This is a genomic window from Shimia sp. FJ5 (assembly GCF_032918335.1).
Lineage (GTDB): Bacteria > Pseudomonadota > Alphaproteobacteria > Rhodobacterales > Rhodobacteraceae > Shimia > Shimia aestuarii_A.
Map to the genome: position 1 here is coordinate 911159 of NZ_JAWJUV010000001.1, position 18559 is coordinate 929717.

At 61.3% G+C, this 18559-nt stretch carries 22 protein-coding genes; 6 read left to right on the forward strand and 16 right to left on the reverse strand.

Going from position 1 to position 18559, the window contains the following annotated elements:
- Window positions 1-39 precede the first annotated feature (39 nt).
- Window positions 40-162, forward strand: coding sequence for a hypothetical protein (locus R1W01_RS04630; RefSeq protein WP_279391812.1), 123 nt, complete (start codon window positions 40-42; stop codon window positions 160-162).
- A gap of 218 nt (window positions 163-380) precedes the next feature.
- Here R1W01_RS04630 and R1W01_RS04635 read toward each other — a convergent pair whose 3' ends face one another.
- Window positions 381-830 carry an iron-sulfur cluster assembly scaffold protein gene (locus R1W01_RS04635; RefSeq protein WP_243613801.1) on the reverse strand — a complete coding sequence of 150 codons (450 nt, stop codon included), beginning with the start codon at window positions 828-830 and terminating at the stop codon, window positions 381-383.
- Between the two features lie 66 nt (window positions 831-896).
- Here R1W01_RS04635 and hisI point away from each other — a divergent pair, with 66 nt between their 5' ends.
- Entirely contained in the window at window positions 897-1256 is a 360-nt protein-coding gene (gene hisI, locus R1W01_RS04640) for a phosphoribosyl-AMP cyclohydrolase (RefSeq protein WP_243613800.1), read from the forward strand.
- A 57-nt stretch (window positions 1257-1313) separates the two neighbouring features.
- Here the strand turns inward: hisI and gluQRS are convergent, their stop codons facing one another.
- The 3 genes from gluQRS to R1W01_RS04655 form a co-directional block, all read right to left on the reverse strand.
- A complete protein-coding gene (gene gluQRS, locus R1W01_RS04645; protein ID WP_297756047.1) occupies window positions 1314-2192 on the reverse strand; it encodes a tRNA glutamyl-Q(34) synthetase GluQRS in 879 nt (292 codons plus the stop codon).
- Window positions 2189-3529 (reverse strand): methylenetetrahydrofolate--tRNA-(uracil(54)-C(5))-methyltransferase (FADH(2)-oxidizing) TrmFO, encoded by a 1341-nt coding sequence (gene trmFO / locus R1W01_RS04650; protein WP_243613798.1) that lies wholly within the window; start codon window positions 3527-3529, stop codon window positions 2189-2191. The genes gluQRS and trmFO overlap by 4 nt, the downstream gene beginning before the upstream one ends.
- 399 nt (window positions 3530-3928) lie before the next feature.
- Window positions 3929-4753, reverse strand: coding sequence for an enoyl-CoA hydratase (locus tag R1W01_RS04655; RefSeq protein ID WP_297756046.1), 825 nt, complete (start codon window positions 4751-4753; stop codon window positions 3929-3931).
- 18 nt (window positions 4754-4771) lie between these two features.
- Here R1W01_RS04655 and R1W01_RS04660 point away from each other — a divergent pair, with 18 nt between their 5' ends.
- The 4 genes from R1W01_RS04660 to rpsI all read left to right on the forward strand — a co-directional run bounded on the left by R1W01_RS04660 (window position 4772) and on the right by rpsI (window position 7567).
- A complete protein-coding gene (locus tag R1W01_RS04660) occupies window positions 4772-5200 on the forward strand; it encodes a PaaI family thioesterase (RefSeq protein WP_297756045.1) in 429 nt (142 codons plus the stop codon).
- 234 nt (window positions 5201-5434) lie between these two features.
- Window positions 5435-6409 (forward strand): SLAC1 anion channel family protein, encoded by a 975-nt coding sequence (locus R1W01_RS04665; protein ID WP_297756364.1) that lies wholly within the window; start codon window positions 5435-5437, stop codon window positions 6407-6409.
- A 207-nt stretch (window positions 6410-6616) separates the two neighbouring features.
- Entirely contained in the window at window positions 6617-7078 is a 462-nt protein-coding gene (gene rplM, locus R1W01_RS04670; RefSeq protein ID WP_243613795.1) for a 50S ribosomal protein L13, read from the forward strand.
- A gap of 3 nt (window positions 7079-7081) precedes the next feature.
- Window positions 7082-7567 (forward strand): 30S ribosomal protein S9, encoded by a 486-nt coding sequence (gene rpsI / locus R1W01_RS04675; protein WP_243613794.1) that lies wholly within the window; start codon window positions 7082-7084, stop codon window positions 7565-7567.
- Window positions 7568-7722: 155 nt separating this feature from the next.
- Here the strand turns inward: rpsI and R1W01_RS04680 are convergent, their stop codons facing one another.
- The 12 genes from R1W01_RS04680 to R1W01_RS04735 form a co-directional block, all read right to left on the reverse strand.
- On the reverse strand, window positions 7723-8505 hold the full coding sequence (locus tag R1W01_RS04680) for a hypothetical protein (RefSeq protein WP_297756044.1): 783 nt from the start codon (window positions 8503-8505) through the stop codon (window positions 7723-7725).
- Between the two features lie 13 nt (window positions 8506-8518).
- Window positions 8519-9139, reverse strand: a complete 621-nt coding sequence (locus tag R1W01_RS04685; protein ID WP_243613792.1) for a TetR/AcrR family transcriptional regulator — start codon at window positions 9137-9139, stop codon at window positions 8519-8521.
- Entirely contained in the window at window positions 9132-10001 is an 870-nt protein-coding gene (gene ppk2, locus R1W01_RS04690; protein ID WP_297756043.1) for a polyphosphate kinase 2, read from the reverse strand. Before ppk2 ends, R1W01_RS04685 begins: the two co-directional genes overlap by 8 nt.
- A gap of 42 nt (window positions 10002-10043) precedes the next feature.
- Entirely contained in the window at window positions 10044-10997 is a 954-nt protein-coding gene (locus R1W01_RS04695; RefSeq protein ID WP_297756042.1) for an alpha/beta fold hydrolase, read from the reverse strand.
- Window positions 10987-11910, reverse strand: a complete 924-nt coding sequence (gene metA, locus R1W01_RS04700) for a homoserine O-succinyltransferase (protein ID WP_243613789.1) — start codon at window positions 11908-11910, stop codon at window positions 10987-10989. The genes R1W01_RS04695 and metA overlap by 11 nt, the downstream gene beginning before the upstream one ends.
- Window positions 11911-11942: 32 nt before the next feature.
- Window positions 11943-12815 (reverse strand): ATPase, encoded by an 873-nt coding sequence (locus tag R1W01_RS04705; protein ID WP_297756041.1) that lies wholly within the window; start codon window positions 12813-12815, stop codon window positions 11943-11945.
- 153 nt (window positions 12816-12968) lie between these two features.
- Complete coding sequence (locus R1W01_RS04710) at window positions 12969-13883, reverse strand: DMT family transporter (protein WP_297756040.1); 915 nt, start codon at window positions 13881-13883, stop codon at window positions 12969-12971.
- A gap of 108 nt (window positions 13884-13991) precedes the next feature.
- The gene (locus R1W01_RS04715) at window positions 13992-15290 is read right to left on the reverse strand and encodes an outer membrane protein transport protein (RefSeq protein ID WP_297756039.1); all 1299 of its coding nucleotides are present in this window, start codon (window positions 15288-15290) and stop codon (window positions 13992-13994) included.
- Between the two features lie 136 nt (window positions 15291-15426).
- Complete coding sequence (locus R1W01_RS04720) at window positions 15427-16293, reverse strand: DMT family transporter (protein WP_297756038.1); 867 nt, start codon at window positions 16291-16293, stop codon at window positions 15427-15429.
- 97 nt (window positions 16294-16390) lie between these two features.
- Window positions 16391-16924, reverse strand: a complete 534-nt coding sequence (locus R1W01_RS04725) for a hypothetical protein (RefSeq protein ID WP_297756037.1) — start codon at window positions 16922-16924, stop codon at window positions 16391-16393.
- Window positions 16917-17642, reverse strand: coding sequence for a class I SAM-dependent methyltransferase (locus tag R1W01_RS04730; RefSeq protein WP_297756036.1), 726 nt, complete (start codon window positions 17640-17642; stop codon window positions 16917-16919). Before R1W01_RS04730 ends, R1W01_RS04725 begins: the two co-directional genes overlap by 8 nt.
- Window positions 17643-17789: 147 nt before the next feature.
- Window positions 17790-18548, reverse strand: coding sequence for a class I SAM-dependent methyltransferase (locus tag R1W01_RS04735; protein WP_297756035.1), 759 nt, complete (start codon window positions 18546-18548; stop codon window positions 17790-17792).
- Between the last annotated feature and the right edge of the window lie 11 nt (window positions 18549-18559).

Consider the following 18559-nt stretch of genomic DNA (forward strand, 5'->3'; position numbering starts at 1 on the left):
AATAAGCAACAGAACACGATATTGAGCAGGAGACGCCCCATGATGACCCAGATCCGCACCGTGATCCGCAATTCCCGCGCAACGCTTGTTCAGGATGCGCTTGGGGGCGTGGCCCTTGTCGTGATGATGCTTGTGGCGCTGCATGTGCCCGGCGTCTCGTAACCCCGGTTTTCTGCCCGCGTGATCGCGCCGGGTGTCGTCCGGTCGTATCCTGTCCCCAATTGGATGCCCAAGACCGACACTGCCTGTCCCACGTCTTTTGAAGGGTGCCTCACTCCCCTTCGGACGCTGCCCGGGTCCCTCGCGAAAACGCGACTTTGCCGCCGCCTTCCCCACGGAAGTGCGGCGGTTTTTTTATCCGGGGATGGTTAACGATTGGCTCAGGCGGCGGCCTCTGCCTCGGCCATAGCTTCGGCGGTGGCCTCGATTGCGAGCAGGATCGAGGCGTGACGGTTGGCAAAATCGCGCGCCGGGCGCAGGACTTCGAGACCGTCGAAGGGCGCGGGCGGGGTGGGGCCGTTTTCCTTGAGCATGGCGCGCAAGGCGTCGCGGGTGGCCTCAATCTCGGCACGGGTCCGGCCGATCACATTGGCCCCGACCACGGAAGCGGCGGCTTGTCCCAGAGCGCAGGCCTTCACATCCTGCCCGAATTCGGCAATGCGTCCGTCTTCTTCGAGTGTCACATCCACGGTCACGGTCGAGCCACAGAGCGGTGCGCGCTTTTTGATCGTCGCCTGCGGATTGGCAAGACGATCCGTGTGCGGAATTGCGGCGGCGAGCGCGAGGATGCGCCCGGAGTAGAGATTGATGAGATCGGTTTCGCCGGACATGCCTGTTCCCTTCGTCACATTTTGTCTAGATAGAGGCCCGGTAGGCAGATGCAAAGGAAATCGACCATGGCTTTTGATCCGGCGACGCTCAAATACAACGAAGCGGGCCTCATCCCAGCGATCGCGCAGGATGCCGACAGCGGAGAGGTCTTGATGATGGCCTGGATGAATGCCGAGAGCGTGGCGCGCACGCTCGAGAGCGGCAAGGTCACGTACTGGAGCCGCTCGCGGCAGAGTTTCTGGGTCAAAGGCGAAAGTTCCGGCCATGTGCAGGCGTTGGTCGACTTCCGCTATGACTGTGATGAGGATTGCATCCTCGTTTTGGTGAACCAGACGGGACCGGCCTGCCACACCAACCGCCGCTCCTGTTTCTATCGGGCGGTGCGCGAGGGTGAGACGGTCGAGTTGATGTCGCCGATGGCGTAACGGCCCTCTCGGGCCGTGCCTGCGGCGCGAGTATTTTTCCAGAGAAGAAGAGCGGGATCAGAGACCCACGAGGCGGCGGATGTCTTCGGGGGTTGCACCGTCCGCGCGGTATTTGGCGATGGCGCGGGCGTCGTCGCGTTTGGCAAGGCGCTTGCCGGTGTCGTCGCGGATCAGGCGGTGGTGGTGGTAGGCCGGTGTCGGTAGGCCGAGGAGGCGTTGGAGGATCACGTGGATCTTGGTCGCCTCGAAGAGGTCTTCACCACGGATTACATGGGTGATGCCTTGGGCGGCGTCGTCGAGGACGACAGAGAGGTGGTAGGACGTGCCCATGTTTTGGCGCGCTATGACAATGTCGCCGACTCCCTCGATAAGATCTTCTGCGGTGAAATTGATCCAACCATTTTCACCATTTGGACCATGTCCCTCTTCGCAAAAGTAATACAAGTCTGAGCCAACATGGCTGTCGCCGGTCCAAGCCGCGGCAAGCTTCATATTCAGGCGAAGAGTGCTGCTTTTGGGGCGCGAGCCTAGCGTCGAAGCATGAGTTATGCGACACGTGCCTGGGTAGACGACACCATCTGGTCCAAATAGTGGAGCGCCTTCTTGAGGTGCGCTAGCCGCCTCAGCAACGTCTCTGCGTGAACAGTGGCACGGGTAGATACGGTCGCGCTCCCACAATTCATCGAGGGTGACGTCATATGCTGCGCCACGGTCCGATTGGCGTAGGACGGGAGTTTCCCAGTGAATGCCAAGCCAACGCAGATCGTCGTAAATCTGTTCTTCCCACTCCGGACGGCAGCGGCTCTGGTCGATATCTTCTATCCGCAAGAGAAATTCGCCCCCGTGCTCCATTGCCATGTCATGCGCGAGGAGCGCCGAGTAAGCGTGGCCCAAATGCAAGGGGCCGGTGGGCGAGGGGGCGAAGCGGGTTCTCATTGCGTGGCGAGCCACTCCGTCCATTCGGCCTTGGCGCGGTCGGTATAGGCCTTGTAGCGGTCCTTGCGGCCCCGGCGGCCGCCTTTGAGGCCATCGACCGGTTGGAACAGGCCGAAATTGACGTTCATCGGCTGGAACGTCTTGGCCTCGGCGCCGCCGGTGATGTGATGCACGAGCGCGCCCATGGCGGTGTTGAGCGGCGCGGTCTCGCGTGACTGGCCAAGGATTTCGGCGGCGGCGAGGCGTCCGGCGAGAAGGCCCATGGCGGCGCTTTCGACATAGCCCTCGACGCCCGTCACCTGACCGGCAAAACGGATATGGGGCTTGGAGCGCAGGCGCATCTGGTCATCCAAAAGCGTCGGCGAATTGATGAAGGTGTTGCGGTGAATGCCGCCAAGCCGCGCGAAGGAGGCGTTCTCGAGGCCGGGGATCATCTTGAACACCTCGGTCTGGGCGCCGTATTTCATCTTGGTCTGGAAGCCGACGATATTATAGAGCGTTCCCAAGGCGTTATCGCGACGCAGTTGGACCACGGCATAGGCTTTTTCGTCCGGCCTATGCGCATTGGTGAGGCCCACGGGCTTCATCGGGCCATGGCGCAGGGTCTCGCGGCCGCGTTCGGCCATGACCTCGATCGGCAGGCAGCCGTCGAAATAACCCGCGGTCTCGCCCTCGTGGAACTCGGTCTTGTCGGCGGCGAGAAGCGCGTCGATGAAGGCCTCGTATTGATCCTTGGTCATCGGGCAGTTGAGATAGGCCTTTTGCTCTTCTTCGGTTTCGCCCTTGTCATAGCGTGATTGCAGCCAGGCGACGTCCATGTCGATGCTTTCGGCATAGACGATAGGGGCGATGGCGTCGAAAAAGGCCAGGCGCTCGGCACCGGTTTCGGCCTGAATCGCGGCGCCGAGCCCTGCGGAGGTCAGCGGTCCGGTGGCGATGATCCAGTGGCCCTCGGTTGGCAGGCTGTCGATCTCGCCATATTCGACGCGCACATTGGGCAGGGCGAGGAGGGCTTCGGTCACGCTTTCGGCGAAGGGATCGCGGTCTACGGCGAGCGCGCCTCCTGCAGGCAGACGATGTTTGTCCGCCGTGGCCATGATGAGGCTATTCGCGGCGCGCATTTCCCAATGCAGGAGGCCAACGGCGTTTTGTTCGTCGTCATCCGAGCGGAACGAGTTGGAGCAAACCATCTCGGCGAGGTTGCCGGTGCGGTGAGCGAAGGTCTCGACCTTGGGGCGCATCTCGTGGATCACCACGTCGATACCCATCTGGGCGGCCTGCCATGCGGCTTCGGAGCCCGCCATGCCACCGCCAACGATATGCAATTCCTGTGTCATGGGGCGGACATAGGGCAGGCGCGCGGTTTTGGGAAGGGGGCGCAGTTAACGGGCCGTCTTCCGTGGCGCTATCGTCGCGCGAAAGGCGCGGTTGGAGGGACATGCCAAGAGAAAGACGACCCGTTCAGCGTCTGGCGCCTATGTGCCATGACCTGCGGATTCGTCACAGAGCGAAAATACGGCGCGCTGCGAAACACTCTAGGCCGAAAGTGTAAACAATCCTTGGGAAGTGCGCGCGATGCCGTCAGAGCAGCGAGGTAAGTCAATGAAGCCCCTCGGGCATCGCGCAGGATCAACGCGGGCTTGGGGGCCGCGTGTCGCCGCGCAATCGTTACCCGTTTCCGAGAGCGGGTGCATCGTCCATTTGGAAAAACACCGTTCTCTTCGGCGAAACGTGGCTTATTGATCCCAGTTCGGCGGGCGTTTCTCGAGGAATGCGGCGATCCCTTCGGCGGTATCGCGGTAGAGCATGTTCTCAACCATGACATCGCCTGTGTAGGCATAGGCCTCTTCGGTGGTCATCGTGGCCTGTTCGTAGAAGGCGCTTTTGCCGATACGCACGGCGGCGCCAAGCTTGGCGGCGAGGGTCTCGGCCAGCTCCGAGGTCGCGGCCTCGAGCGCGTCATGCGGCACAACCTTGTTCACAAGGCCAAGCGCCTCGGCCTCGTCGGCGGGGATGAACTTACCTGTGGTGAGCATCTCGAAGGCTTTCTTGCGCGGGATATTGCGGCTTAGGGCGACCATCGGTGTCGAGCAGAACAGGCCGATGTTGACGCCGTTGACGCCGAATTTCGTGCCCTCCGCGGCAACGGCCATATCGCAGGTCGCGACGAGCTGACAGCCGGCGGCGGTGGCGATGCCGTGGACTTGGGCAATGACAGGTTGCGGGATGGATTGCACCGTCATCATCATGCGGGCGCAACGGTCGAAAAGGTCTTTGAAATAAGCCTTTCCGCCATCTTCGGCCTGTCGCCCGGCGGTCATCTGCTTGAGGTCATGCCCGGCGCAGAACACCTTGCCTTCGCCCGAGAGCACCACAGCGCGCACAGAAGTGTCGTTCTTGAGAGAGTCGAACGTCTCTTGCATCGCTGCAAGCATCTCGTCGGAGAGGGCGTTGAGCCGCTCGGGGGAATTCATCTTGAGATACGCGATCGAATTAACGTCGCGACGTTCGAAAATTGCCATCTTGTTCTCCTCCGGCTTTGCGGCAAACTTAAACGCCAAGCCGACGGGAGGAAAGACATGTCCGCAAAAATGACCGCAGAAGAAATGGGCGCCTATCTTGAGGGGATATTCCCGCAGGTGAGCGACGATTTCGCCGTGGAATCCCTTGATGAGACGGGGTGCGTGATGCGGCTCAAGGTGCAGGATCGACACCTGCGCCCCGGCGGCACGGTCTCGGGGCCGAGCATGTTCAGCCTTGCGGATGTGGCAGCCTATGTGGCCACGATGGGGCAGATCGGGAGGGTGGCTTTGGCGGTGACGACGAGTTGTTCGCTCGATTTCATGCGCAAGCCCGAGGCAGGCAAGGATATCATCGCCAAGGCGACGCTTCTAAAGCTTGGTCGGACGCTCTCGGTTGTGGATATTCTTCTTTATTCCGAAGGGGTTGAGGCGCCGGTGGCGCGTTCGACCATGACCTATTCGATCCCTCCCAATCGCGCGGGTTAACGCGATCTAGAAGGGTGAAAACAGCGTTCGGTATCACGTCGGTATTCCGTCGGTATTGCGTCCGTGGCGGCTTTGCAAATGGTCGGATGAACGCAACGCGCGGGGCGTGGAATGTCGTTTGCGACATTTTGGATATATCTTTCTATTCAAAAATTGATATGTGTCAACGCAAGTGACCCCGCTCTGTGCGAGACGGGGGGCCTCATGTGAGAAGGATGAGTTCCCGTGACAGATATGACCCTGACAGACGCTTCTGAAACCGAGCCGCGGCTCAAGCACTTTCCTGTGCCGTTCTTCGCGGTGGTCATGGGCCTGATGGGCCTGACGCTCGCGCTTCATGCGGGGGCACATGTCTACCCGAGCCTTGGCACGGCCTCGACGGTGGCGATGTGGACTGGGATCGCGGCCTTCTGCGTCATTGCCGTCCTCTATATCGCCAAGGCCATCCTCTATCCGCAGGCTGTGGTGCATGAGTGGCAGCACCCGGTGCGCCTTGCCTTTTTCCCGGCGGTGTCGATCTCGATTCTTCTGATCTCGACGGCGATGCTGTCGCATTTTCCGGACACGGCACGGGGGCTTTGGATGATCGGCGCGGCGCTTCAGGGGATTCTGACTGTTGCGGTGGTCTCGGGCTGGATCAGCCACCGGGCCTTTGAGGTTGGGCAGTTGACGCCCGCTTGGTTCATCCCGGCAGTGGGCAACGTGGTTGTTCCCGTCGCGGGGGCGCAGCTTGGCTATGTCGAGCTTTCATGGCTGTTCTTCTCGACAGGCATGATCTTCTGGGTGGTTCTGCTGACGCTGGTGTTTAACCGTCTCATCTTTCACAACCCGATCCCCGGCAAGCTTTTCCCGACGCTCGTCATCCTCATCGCGCCGCCCGCCGTTGCGTTCCTTGCCTATGTGAACCTGACAGGCGAGATTGATCCGTTCGCGCGCATCCTGCTCAATATCGGGTATCTTTTCACCATCCTGATCGCTGTTCAGGTGCCGAAGCTTGCCAAGTTGCCCTTTGCGCTGCCTTGGTGGGCGCTTAGCTTTCCGATTGCGGCGATGACGATCGCGTCGTTCCTGTTTGCGCGCAAGACCGGATCGGAGGCGCATGTGGTCATTGGCACGCTGCTCCTTGTGGTGTTGGCGGGGGTGATGGTCAAACTGGTCATCCGCACCGTGCTTGCCATCAGCCGCAAGGAAATCTGTGTCCCCGAGTGACGCGGCACAGAAATCCCCTGCGAGACGTGGTTTTGCGGGGGTATTTTGTGGGGTAAAATGATACCTAATTTTCAAGCCATTGAAATTGCGTGATTAATTCGCGTTTTGTGCGCTTGACTGTGCGTGTGGCCCCTTTATAACCCGCCCATCGAATTCAGGTGCGCTGGTTTCCTGCGCATCCGTCAACCAAAAGTCAGGTAGACTCACATGAAAACCTTTTCTGCTACTCCGGCAGACATCGACAAGAAATGGATCCTGATCGACGCCGAGGGCGTTGTTCTGGGCCGTCTTGCCTCGATCGTTGCCATGCGCCTGCGCGGCAAGCACAAGGCGTCCTTCACCCCGAACATGGACATGGGCGACAACGTCATCGTTATCAACGCTGACAAGGTCCAGCTCACCGGCAAGAAACGTTCGGACAAGAACTATTACTGGCACACTGGCCACCCGGGCGGCATCAAGTCGCGCACCGCGGGCGAGCTTCTCGAGGGCGAATACCCCGAGCGCGTGGTCATGAAAGCGGTTCAGCGCATGCTTCCGGGCAACCGCCTGTCGCGCAAGCAGATGACCAACCTGCGTGTCTATGCCGGCACCGAGCATCCGCATGAGGCGCAGTCGCCGGAAGTGCTGGATGTCAAATCCATGAACTCGAAGAACACCCGGAGCTAATCAATGGCTGATCAAATCAACTCGCTTGAAGAGCTGAACGAGGTCGCCGGTGGCGAAACCATCGTTGATATCGAAGCTCCGCGTGAACCCGTTCGTGACGAACTCGGCCGCTCCTACGCGACCGGCAAACGTAAAGACGCCGTTGCGCGCGTCTGGATCAAGCCCGGTTCGGGCAAGGTCGTCGTCAATGGCAAGGACCAGGACAAGTACTTCGCACGTCCCGTGCTTCAGCTGATCCTGCGCCAGCCGTTCCAGGTTGCCGGTGTGGAAGGCGAATTCGACGTCTACGCCACCGTCAAAGGCGGCGGTCTCACCGGTCAGGCCGGTGCCGTCAAGCACGGTATCTCGAAAGCGCTTCAGCTTTACGAACCGTCCTTGCGCGCGCCGCTCAAGGCCGCTGGCTTCCTGACCCGCGACAGCCGCGTGGTGGAACGTAAGAAATACGGTAAGCGCAAAGCCCGTCGTTCGTTCCAGTTCTCGAAGCGTTAAGCCTTCCGAGATACGAGATTTCAGGGGTCGCCTTCGGGCGGCCCTTTTTCGTTTGGTTGAGGGTATTAAGCGGTGCGCGCCAAGGCGCGCGCTTTATGAGCATGCTTTGCATGCGATCTGCCTCCGGCGGGGATATTTCCGGCAAGAGGAAGAGCTTAGCGGTCGCGCTTACCCTTGTGGCGGCGCTTCCAGTCGCGGCGCATGAGGCGTAGGCGACGGAAGAGGCTACTGCGGTCGCGGTTGAGGTCGGTCAGCAGGCGACAGGCGAGCGGGCGCAGGACCGGATCGGCCTCGGCGCTTTGCCAGAGCATGCCGAGGAGCGTGCGGTCGAGATCCCCGGCACGCATGGAATAGCCCGTCAGCCCCATCGGCAACCCGCCACGGGCGCGCGTGTCGAGGGAGAAGGGGCTCTTGGCCTTTTCGCCACTATAGAGGCGTTCGGTCTCGTAGAGTTTGGTGAGCGCAAAGAACACGGTCAATTCGGAGGCGGCGCGGCGTTGGTCTTCGTTGGTGCCGAAATCGCGAAAGGTTTGGAGCGCGGAAAGCTGCCAGCGGCGGTCGAGGTGATCGAGAAGGAAGGGCGCGTGATCCTGCCACATCTCGAGAAAGAGGGCGCGGGCGATTTCGGGCGGATCGGCGCGACGCGCGGCGGCGATGGTCAGGGCATGCAGCGCGAGAAGCTCTGGTTGGCCGTCGAATTCGCGGCGCAGTTCGAGATATTTTTGGGGGGCGGGTTTCGGCGTTGGCGCGGTCTCGGGGAAGGCGGACGGAGCGGGCGCCTGTGCCCGTGTCTTGGCCAGCGCGTCCCAACCCGGTGCGGAGACCGAGCGTAGAGTGTCTTCCATCTCTGGATACGGCAGGCGGCGGCTTGGGACATCCTCGGCGAGGTCGGCAAACCCGTTGGGGTAGGTGAATTCGCTTTGGAACAGCCGTGGCATGGGGGGGCCTTTCTCAGCGGTCCGGTGCGATCAGGCCGAGGCCACGCAGGTAGACGCCAATCCCCGTCTCAAGGAGATCTTCGGGCGGGAAGGGCGCTTGGGTGCCCGGAGAGTTGCGGGCGAACAATTCGACGACGCCATGGCTCAGCGCCCAGATATGGGCCGAGAACATCGCGGCGGGGGGGCGTTTTTCCGGCGGGATATGCTCCGAGAGATCGGCGGCGGCTTTCTCAAGCACGCCGCGGGCGCGGGCCGAGACGGCGGCGAGTTCCGGGGTGCGATTGACGGAGATACCGCTTTCGAACATGGCGATGTAGTGGCCGGGGTATTTGCGGGCAAAGGCGAGGTAGGCACGGCCCGTGGCCTCAAACGCGGCAAGCGCGGAGGGTTGGCCCTTGTCATAGGCGTATTGCATCACATCGGCGAAAATCTCGTAGCCTTGTCGCGCGGCCTCGGCGATGAGGTCTTCGCGGCCTTCGAAATGACGGTAGACGGCGGCGGGGGTGACGCCCGCCTGTTTCGCGGCCTCAGAGAGGGTAAAACCGGTGGGGCCCTTGGATTCGATCAGCATCAAGGCCGCCTCGACGAGGGCCTGACGCAGATTGCCGTGATGGTAGCCGCGTTTCTTAGCCATTCCAGATCTCGGGGCCGCCGCAGATTTTCGCGTCGATCTCGCCAATCGCGGCCTCGTCCTTGCGGTCATAGGGCAGGGCGGAGAGCACGCTGCGCATGGCCATGAGGCGGGCGCGCTTTTTGTCGTCAGAGCGGATCACGGTCCAGGGCGCGGCGACGCTATGGCTTAAGGTCAGGGTCTCGCCGATGGCCTTGGTATAGGCGTCCCAACGTTTGAGGCCCTCCACGTCGATCCAGCTCAGCTTCCATTGCTTGAGCGGGTCGGATTCGCGTTTGAGGAAGCGGCGGAGCTGTTCGGCGCGCCCGACATTGAGCCAGAACTTGAACAGGTGGATGCCTTCATCGACGAGCATCGACTCGAAATCCGGCACCTGGCGGAAGAAATGATCGCGCTGGTCGTCGGTGCAAAACTCAAAGACCTTCTCGACGACGCCCCGGTTATACCAAGAACGGTCGAAGAAGACGATTTCGCCGCCCGAGGGCAGATGGTCGATATAGCGTTGGAAATACCATTGCGTCTGTTCTGCGTCGGTCGGTTTGGGGAGGGCGACGACGCGCGCGCCACGAGGATTAAGATTCTCTCGGAAGCGTTTGATTGTGCCGCCTTTTCCGGCAGCATCACGGCCCTCGAACACTATGGCAACACGGGCGCCGCTATCCTTGGCCCAGCGTTGCAGCTTGACCAGTTCGACCTGAAGCGCCTCGATTTCCTTGTCGTAGTCCTTGCCGCGCATCGGGGTGGTATGCGGGTAGTCGCCGTCGAGGATATCCTTCTTGTCCGCGTCGCGGATCGCGTCCCGCACAACATCGGGGGCGTGGTTCTCGTAATAGTCGCTAATCGCGCCGTCGAAGGGCAGCTCCATGAAACCTCTCCAGTTTTGACCCAATATGGCGCTCAGGGCGGATTAGTGCAATCCGGCGCGCGCGGCGGCGCGGTCGATGGCGGCGGCGACCTCGGGGGCGGCGACGTGCTGGGGCATGTGGCCGATCCCGGGCAGGAGCGTCAGAGTTGCGCCGGGAATGCGGGCCACGAGGCGTTCGGCGTGGTTCCAGGCGGGGACGGTGGGATCAGAGTCGCCATGGACGATTTCGGTCGGCACCTCGATCTCGCCGTAGCGCGGCACGAGGGCGGCGATTTCGTCGAGGAGATTGGCGCGTTGCAGGGCGTTGGCGCGCAGGGTCTTGCGGCGCAGTGTCAGTCCGGGGCCAAAGTAGGCACTATAGCCCTCGGGGACGGCCTGTGGCGTGAAGATGCCTTCCATGACGCCCGCCACATAGTCGTCGCTCACATAGGCGGTGATGAGGGGGATCGCGAGCGGGCCGAGCCAAGGGTGCGAGGTCACGCGGTAGAAGGCGTCGAGGCCTGTTTCCCATGTGCCCGAAGCAGCGGCGAGGGGCACGAGGGCCGAGATGCGTTCGGGGTAGTGCACGGCCCATGCAAGCGCCACAGCGCCGCCATAGCTCTGGCCCATGACGATGGGGGCTTTGGCGCCAAGTTCTGCGGCGGCGCGCGACAGGAGGTCGGCCTGTTGGGTGATCGTCGCGCCGGTGCTGTTGATGCGGTCGGTATAGCCGAGGCCGGGGCGATCAAAGACCAAGACGCGGTAGCGATCCTCAAGATGACCGACGAGCTCAAAAGTCATGTCGCGGGTGCTGCCGCTCGCGCCATGGATCAGCACGAGATCGGGGCCAGAACCGCGCACGACGACGTGCACGCGGTGGCCGTCAATCGTCACGAATTGGCCCTCGGGCGGGTGGCTCGCCTCGGCGCGGCGTTCGTGCCGCTTGGCAAGGTAGAGCGTCAGCGCGGCAAAGAGCGCAAGGAGAATAACAAGGTAAATCAGGAGTTTAATGGCCAATCTCGCTCATGTCATACGGCGTTGTTTCGTAGATCTCGGTGATCCAATTGCCATATAGCAGGTGCGCGTGACTTCTCCAGCGATTGAGCGGAGGTTTTGTCGGATCGTCGTCCGGATAGTAGTTTGCAGGGACGTTGATCGGGGTGCCGTCGGCCACGTCGCGATCATATTCCTGTTTGAGCGTGTCGCTATCATACTCAAAGTGATTGAAGATATAGAGCGCGCGGCGGTCCGGTTCCTCAACGAGGCAGGGGCCGACCGTATCGGAGGACAACAATGTCTTGAGGGCCGGGATCGCATCGATCTCGCCTTGTTTCATCTCGGTCCAGCGGCTCACAGGGATGACGCAATCATCCGAGAAACCGCGCAGGTAGTGCGAGGCGGGGTCCATGTTGCGATGCCGGAAACAGCCAAAGGCCTTGGCGTCGAGCATGTGTTTCTTGACCCCGTGAAAGTAGTTAATCATCGCCATGCCGCCCCAGCAGACGCCGAACGTCGAATGAACATGGGTCTTGGTCCACTCAAAAACCTCGCACAGTTCCTTCCAATAGGTGACATCGGTAAAGGAAAGGTGTTCGATCGGCGCGCCAGTGATGATGAACCCGTCGAATTTCTCGCCCGTGGCCTTTACCTCGTTGAAAGGACGGTAGAATTCGGCCATGTGATCGGCCCCGGTATTGCGGGGTTTGTGCTCGCTCATGCGGATCAGGGAAAGCTCGATCTGAATCGCGGTGGCCCCGATCAGGCGGGCGAATTGGTTCTCGGTCTGGATCTTCTTGGGCATGAGGTTCAAAAGGCCGATCCGCAACGGGCGGATGTCCTGCCGGGCAGCCTGATCCTCGGACATGACCATGACGCCTTCGCGCGAGAGCACGTCATAGGCAGGCAGGTCGGAGGGCAGTTTTATCGGCATGGGTTCTGAACTTCTTGTTGGATTGCAGAGGGTTAGGTAGGGGTTTCGGTGCGGCGATCAAGGGCCTTGGCGATCAAGTCTTCGAAATCGACAGCGCTTTGGACGGCGGCGACCTCTTCGGCACAGACGGTCACGCCCCAGTTGGCCATCGCCGCATAGCGCGGTTGGCGATGGGCAAGCGCCTGTGCATAGGTCCAGCGGATGAAATGATCGGGATCAACCGCGTCTTCTTGGACTTTGAATTCATTGAGATATTCCGACCACGCACGCGAAAGGAACTCAGGCTGATACGCCATCGGTTTCGGCGCGGCGTCGAAGCGGCGCACGAGTTCCTCGGTATGGGCATCGGAGCCTTCGATCCAGACCATAAGCGTCTGGGCCGAAAGCTCGGTCATGATGGTGTCGGCGGGGTTCGACGGGTCGACCCACTCGCAGATCGAACCGCCCGTGTCGCAGATGAAATGGTTGTATCCATAGACTTTGCGGGCCCGGTCAATGAAATGCTCGGTGTCCATAAGTGCATGAATTTCCGCGTTTTTAAACTGATCCTGACGGCGACGATATTCGTCGATGGGCAGGCCGTTCTTGTCGGGGTTGCCGGGTTTGCTGAGGTAGGTGGAGACGGCGGTCAGGTCGTGGGTGTGGACGTTGGGGGCGATATAGATCGCATCCCGCAGCAGCATTTCGCGCAGGTAGGGGTGCTCCATCGCGGCCTGAATGCAGGAATCCGTGATGTGTTCGCCCATGTAGCGGGTGCCGATACGGTAGTCTATGGAATAGTGAAACCAATCGCCTTGAGAGCGCAAGGTGTTGGAAACATGTGTTTTTCCAAGGCCAGACATGCCGAAGAGAAGCACCTTCTTCTGCTCGGCGTCCCGCCAGTCCTGCGCGCTTTGATAGATCATCGGGGCCTGTCCCTCGTGAGTGTTTGCAATGTGGTAGCGGGCAGGGGCGAAGGGGTCAAACGGGATTTGGGTTAACGAGATATCCAACGTCGGTATTGCGTCGGTATCGCGTCTGTATTGGGTCTGTGGCGAGTCGTTTATACACCGTCCCGGTTAACGCGGCAGAGCGCGCCGTCTTGGAAGGGGCAATCGGCCATTGAGGACGAGGAGGCCAAGCGCGAGGAGGGCGAAGCCGAAATAGGCGCGCGGGGCCAGAGCCTCGCCAAGGACGAGCGCACCAAGGGCGATGGCGAAGGGCGGGATCAGGAGGGTCACGAGCATGAGGTTGCCGCTCCCGGCCATGGCGAGGACGCGGTAGTAAAGCAGGTAGGCGAGCGCCGTGCCGATCACCGCGTAATAGGCCAGCGCGCCCCATGTCACAGGGGAGAGCGCAAGGGTCAGCGGGCCATCGACGATCCATGCGAGCGGCAGGGCAACTAGGGCGGAGCAGGTGAGCATCCCCGCGGCGGCAATCTGGGGCGCGAGGCCAGAGAGCGCCTTGCGTGCCCAGACCCCGGCGACGGCATAAGAGAGGGTTGCGCCAAGGGCTGCCCATTGGGCAAGGGCGCGCGGGTCGAAGCGGGCGAGGTTCTCGAGGCCGATGGCCGTCGCGACACCGAGAAAGCCGAGCGTGACCCCCAGCAGTTTCTGCCGGGTCAGCCTTTCATCCGCGAAGATCGCGGCGGCGACGAGCACGCCAAAGACGGCTGTGGTGGCGTTGAAGATCGAGGCGAGGCCGCTTTCGATATGAAGCTGTGCCCAGTTGAGGAGGGTGAAGGGGATGAGGTTGTTCAGGAGCCCCATGATGGCGAAGGCGGCCCAGAGCCGGGGGGAGGTTGGTACCGGCAGGCGCAGCCAAAGCACCACGCCCCAGAGGGTGAGCGCGGCCCAGACGGTGCGGTGGGCCACGGCGGTCAGCACGCCGACTTCGTTCAGGGCGAGGCGGGCGGCGAGGAAAACGCCACCCCAGATCGCGCCGAGCAGGAACAGCTCGGCCCATGCGCGGGGAGAGAGGGACATCTGGGTCATGGGGCAGGTGTAGCGGCAAGGGTTGGGGCGACACGACCCGTTTCCTGCGCAAAGCAAAGCCCCCGCGCCGGAAAGCGCGGGGGCGGATGTTTTCGACTGTGGCTTGGATCAGAAGGTGATTTCCGCCTTCAGGCCCACACCGATCACATGGTTGTCGTTAAAGGAGGCCACGGGCACACCGGCGACACCGGCATTGGCGTCACCGAGCCACGTATAGTTCACCCCGCCTGTGATATTGATGTTTTTGTGGGTGTAGCGGCCGCCGATGGTCAGACCATAGAGCCCGTCTGTCGGCCCAAGCGGCGAGACGGTCGCGCTATGGGTGTCGGGCTCGTAGCTGATCGAGACGGACCCGGCAAAGGAGTCAGAGAAGCGTCGGGCAATCCCGAGCGAGAAGCGCCGCGCGTTCTCGAGGTTGACGAGGTCATTGCCGAGCAAATCGGGCACCACGTCCACCGAGGAGAAATCGGTCCAGCGAAAATTCGCGGTCAGAAGGGTGTTCTGGGCGATGCCTGTCTGGAAGTCGAGGTTGAACGACTGTGGCGTTACATAGTCGACGGTGCCGTTCTGGGTAATGCCGAGCAGGTTCTCTGTCGTGCTGGCGCTGTGCTCTGTCTCGAAGCGGTATGTGGCGGCAAGGCGCAGGGCGATGTCGGGGATCTCGTAGGCGGCACCGATCAGGTAGCCGATGGACGTATCGTTCTGCATGGCAAACTTATAGCCGCCGGTGCTGACGAAGGTGGAAGCTGCAGTGCCGACCTGAGCGGCAAGCGAGGCGAAGGTGCCGGGGCCGTAGAGCGTATCAATGGCGGCTTGGGCCGTCGCGCTTCCGGCGAGGGCCGCGTTGAGCACGGTGCTTGTGAGATCGGGCAGCACATTGGGCAGGACCGAGTTGAACGCCGAGGTGACGGCCGAGGTTGCGATGGCAGTTTGATAGGCGAGGCCATTCAGGCTCACGTTGCCTTGCACGCCTTCGATACTCACGCCGCCAAGGATGCTGAAACGATCGGTGATCGCATAGCGGGCGACGAAGGTCGCGGCATCGCTTGAGAGGTCGGCCATGGTGCCGCCAAGCACCGAGGTCAGGGGGCTGTTGCCGTAGCTGACATTGGCGCCATAGGGCTGATCGATGATCAGCGCATAGGTGAGTTTGTCCGAAAAGGCGCCGGTGTAGGACAGGGTTGTCACCTGATAGTCCTCGGCGACGTCATAGCTATTGCCGAGCGCGTCCGTGCCGGTAACCGAGGGCTGCACGCTGCCGTAGGACAGGCTTGCGGTGCCGGGTTCGTTGAAGATAGCGCTTGTGCTTTGGCCGGAGCGATCGAGCCCCCCGGCGATGGTCTGTCCCGCGCAGAGCGCAAGAGTTGATGTCGCCATGGCGACAAGTACGAGTTTGTTTCGCGTCATTATTTTTCCTCCCTAGTGCGGAAAAGGAACCGAACCGGGAGGCTATCCGTCAACTCGTCACCCAACGTAAGGCGGTAATAGATACATACGAAAGATGAGTTTATTTATTCTTTTTGCTGTATATGTGCTCTTTTTGTCACGCTTTTTGCGGGCGTGTTTCGAACCAGATGTTGAGGTAATTGCCGCCGAAGATCAGCACCGCCCCGAGGAAAACGAAGATATCGAGCGGTTCTTCATAGAGCAGCATGCCGATGATCGCGATGGCGGGCAGGCGGATGAAGTCGATGGGCACGACGACGGTTGCCGGTGCGATGGAGAGCGCCGTGGTCAGGCAATAATGCGCCAGCAGCCCGGCACAGCCGATCAGGATCAGCCAAGGGACGCTTGAGGCCGAGGGCAGGGCGATGTCGAGATCGAAACCTGCAAACAGGATGCCGAACACCGCCTGCATCGTGGTCAGGTAGAAGAGGATGCAGGTGATCGTCGCGGTGCGGGTCAGTTTCTTGGTCAGGATGATCGAGCCTGCAAAGCCGATGGCGGCAATGGCGGCGGTCACGAGGCCGTGGTGGAAGGTGCCGACACCGGGGCGGGCGACGATCAGAATACCGATAAAGCCGAGCAGCGCGGCGAGCGCGCGCATCGGGGTCAGCCGTTCGCCGAGGATCAGGGGAGAGAGCACCAAGACCCAGATCGGCGAGGTGAACTCGAGCGCAAACACCTGGGCCAGGGGGATGACGGTGATCGAGTAGAACCAGAGGTTCTGACCGGCGAAATGCGAGATGTTGCGAAAGAGGTGCAGGCCAAGCTTATCGCGGCTGACCTGATTCAGGGTTCCGGCGAGGCTGGCGACGATGAGGACGATGACCACGCCGACGAAAGAGCGATACATCATGATCTCAAACGTATCGAGTTCAAAGGAGACGGCGCGGCCTGCGATGGCCATGGATGAGAAGGAGAGAATGGCGCCGCTCATCCAGAGCGCGGCCTTGAACGTATCGGACATCGGGGTCTTTCTCGCGGTTTCGGCGCGCAGTTTGTGTCAGCAAGCGCGGAAACAAAAGGGCAAAACCACCGGTGCCCGGAAAATGCCGCGGGCGAGGTCAGCTCGCGTTGTGGGGCACGTGGAATTCGGCGCGGGCGCGGTCGAGATCGCCTTCGGCCGAGACCAGCCGCACGAAGCGATTGAAGTCCGCTTGGGCGTATTCGAGGCGGAATGGCATTTTGTGGGTCTTGTCGCGCAGGAAGTGGCGGATGTTCTCGGTCACGGTGTCGACATAGTCCTCGGCGAGTTTCTCGCGGTCGGTTTCTTTGCAATGCAGCAAAATACCACCGCCTTTGTAGGCCGAGATGATCCCACCCTTGCGCTTGGCGTAGCTTTTGACGGTGGCACGGCGGTCGCGTTCGAGGTGCACATAGAAGGCATTGTCACCATAGGCCGCATCAAGGCGCCCGAGCAGCCAGCTTAGCCGGTTGTCGGCTTCGATATGGAACGCGGGATAGGCAAGGCGCGCGGCGCCGAGCATGTGGGTGCGGGTCTCGTGGCCTGCGGAGTAGTTGGTCAGATGGGCGCAGGCCTTGGAGAAGGTCGTGCTTCCGCAGCGACCGGTGCAGAGCACGAAGATGTTCTTATACATGAGCAGCCCTTTTGATCGGGGTATTGCCCACAAAGGCGATGGCGTCTTGGAAGCTGCAGAGAGGCAGGCTGTCCAGTTCGGCAACGAAGCGGTCGAATTGGGCGGGCGCGAGGCTTTCGGAGAGGTCGGGAATGTGGAGGGTGTCAGAGGTTTTCTGAATCAGGCCGACGCCATGGTCGATCTCGACGATGCGAAAGGCAAGGCCCGTGGCCTCGCGCAGTTCGACCGCGAGTTTCCAGCAATCGCCGGTCCAAGCGGGGCTCAGGCGGGGGACGTGATGTTGTTGCCAGTCGGCGGGAAGGAAATCGTGGAACGCGATCCAACCGCCGTCTTTCAGGACGGCCAACGCGTTCAGGGCGTCACGGCGCACTTGGGCGTATTCGTGCAGACCGTCGATGAAGATCACGTCGAAGCGGCGGGTATTCGCGGCAAAGAAGGCGTCCGAGGTCATGCGGTGGGTGCCGCCCGAGGCCGGGTCCACGCCAGTCTTGTCGAGGCAGGCGACGGAGTTGAACAGGCTATTGCTGGCGCAGCCGATCTCGAGATAGGCGCTCTGTGCGCCTTGGGTCGCGCTCAGGAGGTGATTGACGAGCGCGATGCGGTTGAAACCCTTTTCCTCCCACTTCCAATCATAGGTCTTTGGGTGGGCATGGACGCGGTATTTTGCGAGATCCGAGCGGTTTCGCCATTTCTGGGTGAGCTTGTCCAGGAAGGTCATTCGGGGGTGTCGCTCTTCGGGGAATAGGTCCGGGTCAGCGATCGAAAGGCAAGATGAAGCAATGGTCTTTCCGTGAAATGTCTTTGACGTATGAGACTAGAGGCCGGGTGCAGGTGCGGCAAGCGATGATTGCGCCGCTGTTCGGAGCTATGTCTTGCGGATCGCAACCTGTGGCCCGTACCCGATCAGGGCGATCTCGGCGCGTTTGCGGCGCAAGAAGGCGTTGATCGCGCCTGCGGGATTGTCGGCAGGCTTTTCGTAATGTTGCCAACAGTAATCGTCGAAGATCATCACGCCGCCGGGTTTCAGCAGGTCGAAACAGTGGATCGCATCGGCCATGACATCATCGCGGTGATGTGCGCCGTCCACATAGATCAGGTCATATCGGGGGCCGGGCGGGGTTTGCGCGTAGAAGGCCGCGGAGGTCGATTTGACCTTGGTGATGCGGTCGCGGAAGGGGGCGAGGTTTTCATCGAAGCGCTGTTCGACGCTGGCTAGGATGGTGGGACAGACAAAGCGATCGTCCTGATGCTCATCTGCGCCTTGCCATGTGTCGACGCAGGTCAGTTGCGCGTGGGGGAGGGCGGTCAGTGTGTAGAGGGCAGAGAGCCCCTGCCAGCTTCCGATTTCGAGACAGGCCAGATCGGGGCGTGTGGCAAGGCCTTCCTCTGCGATCAGGCGCTGCCAAAGGGGGATATTGGCGCTAAACCAATCGGTATCGAAGGCGTGGCGGTCGCGACAGGAACGAAAGGCGGCCATCGCGGCCTCGGCCTTTTGCCGTTGGGCGCCGCGATGGGTCAGGCGCTCGCGCAGCACCAATATCGTCCCGCGACCGATCACCCACAGGGGCACGCGGCACCGGAGTTGAAACAGGAAGCACCGCACCGCGCCTGTGTTGCGCGACATCATCGGGCTGC

Excerpts from the sequence above, each read along its gene's own strand:
- R1W01_RS04680 (WP_297756044.1), bottom strand. The coding sequence starts at position 8,505 with ATGCCACGGCTGTTCCAAAGCGAATTCACCTACCCCAACGGGTTTGCC.
- rpsI (WP_243613794.1), top strand. The coding sequence starts at position 7,082 with ATGGCTGATCAAATCAACTCGCTTGAAGAGCTGAACGAGGTCGCCGGT.
- hisI (WP_243613800.1), top strand. The coding sequence starts at position 897 with ATGGCTTTTGATCCGGCGACGCTCAAATACAACGAAGCGGGCCTCATC.
- ppk2 (WP_297756043.1), bottom strand. The coding sequence starts at position 10,001 with ATGGAGCTGCCCTTCGACGGCGCGATTAGCGACTATTACGAGAACCAC.
- R1W01_RS04735 (WP_297756035.1), bottom strand. The coding sequence starts at position 18,548 with ATGTCGCGCAACACAGGCGCGGTGCGGTGCTTCCTGTTTCAACTCCGG.
- R1W01_RS04725 (WP_297756037.1), bottom strand. The coding sequence starts at position 16,924 with ATGTATAAGAACATCTTCGTGCTCTGCACCGGTCGCTGCGGAAGCACG.
- R1W01_RS04705 (WP_297756041.1), bottom strand. The coding sequence starts at position 12,815 with ATGATCTATCAAAGCGCGCAGGACTGGCGGGACGCCGAGCAGAAGAAG.
- R1W01_RS04730 (WP_297756036.1), bottom strand. The coding sequence starts at position 17,642 with ATGACCTTCCTGGACAAGCTCACCCAGAAATGGCGAAACCGCTCGGAT.
- trmFO (WP_243613798.1), bottom strand. The coding sequence starts at position 3,529 with ATGACACAGGAATTGCATATCGTTGGCGGTGGCATGGCGGGCTCCGAA.
- R1W01_RS04635 (WP_243613801.1), bottom strand. The coding sequence starts at position 830 with ATGTCCGGCGAAACCGATCTCATCAATCTCTACTCCGGGCGCATCCTC.
- R1W01_RS04720 (WP_297756038.1), bottom strand. The coding sequence starts at position 16,293 with ATGTCCGATACGTTCAAGGCCGCGCTCTGGATGAGCGGCGCCATTCTC.
- rplM (WP_243613795.1), top strand. The coding sequence starts at position 6,617 with ATGAAAACCTTTTCTGCTACTCCGGCAGACATCGACAAGAAATGGATC.
- R1W01_RS04660 (WP_297756045.1), top strand. The coding sequence starts at position 4,772 with ATGTCCGCAAAAATGACCGCAGAAGAAATGGGCGCCTATCTTGAGGGG.
- gluQRS (WP_297756047.1), bottom strand. The coding sequence starts at position 2,192 with ATGAGAACCCGCTTCGCCCCCTCGCCCACCGGCCCCTTGCATTTGGGC.
- R1W01_RS04665 (WP_297756364.1), top strand. The coding sequence starts at position 5,435 with ATGACCCTGACAGACGCTTCTGAAACCGAGCCGCGGCTCAAGCACTTT.
- R1W01_RS04710 (WP_297756040.1), bottom strand. The coding sequence starts at position 13,883 with ATGACCCAGATGTCCCTCTCTCCCCGCGCATGGGCCGAGCTGTTCCTG.
- metA (WP_243613789.1), bottom strand. The coding sequence starts at position 11,910 with ATGCCGATAAAACTGCCCTCCGACCTGCCTGCCTATGACGTGCTCTCG.
- R1W01_RS04685 (WP_243613792.1), bottom strand. The coding sequence starts at position 9,139 with ATGGCTAAGAAACGCGGCTACCATCACGGCAATCTGCGTCAGGCCCTC.
- R1W01_RS04715 (WP_297756039.1), bottom strand. The coding sequence starts at position 15,290 with ATGACGCGAAACAAACTCGTACTTGTCGCCATGGCGACATCAACTCTT.
- R1W01_RS04630 (WP_279391812.1), top strand. The coding sequence starts at position 40 with ATGATGACCCAGATCCGCACCGTGATCCGCAATTCCCGCGCAACGCTT.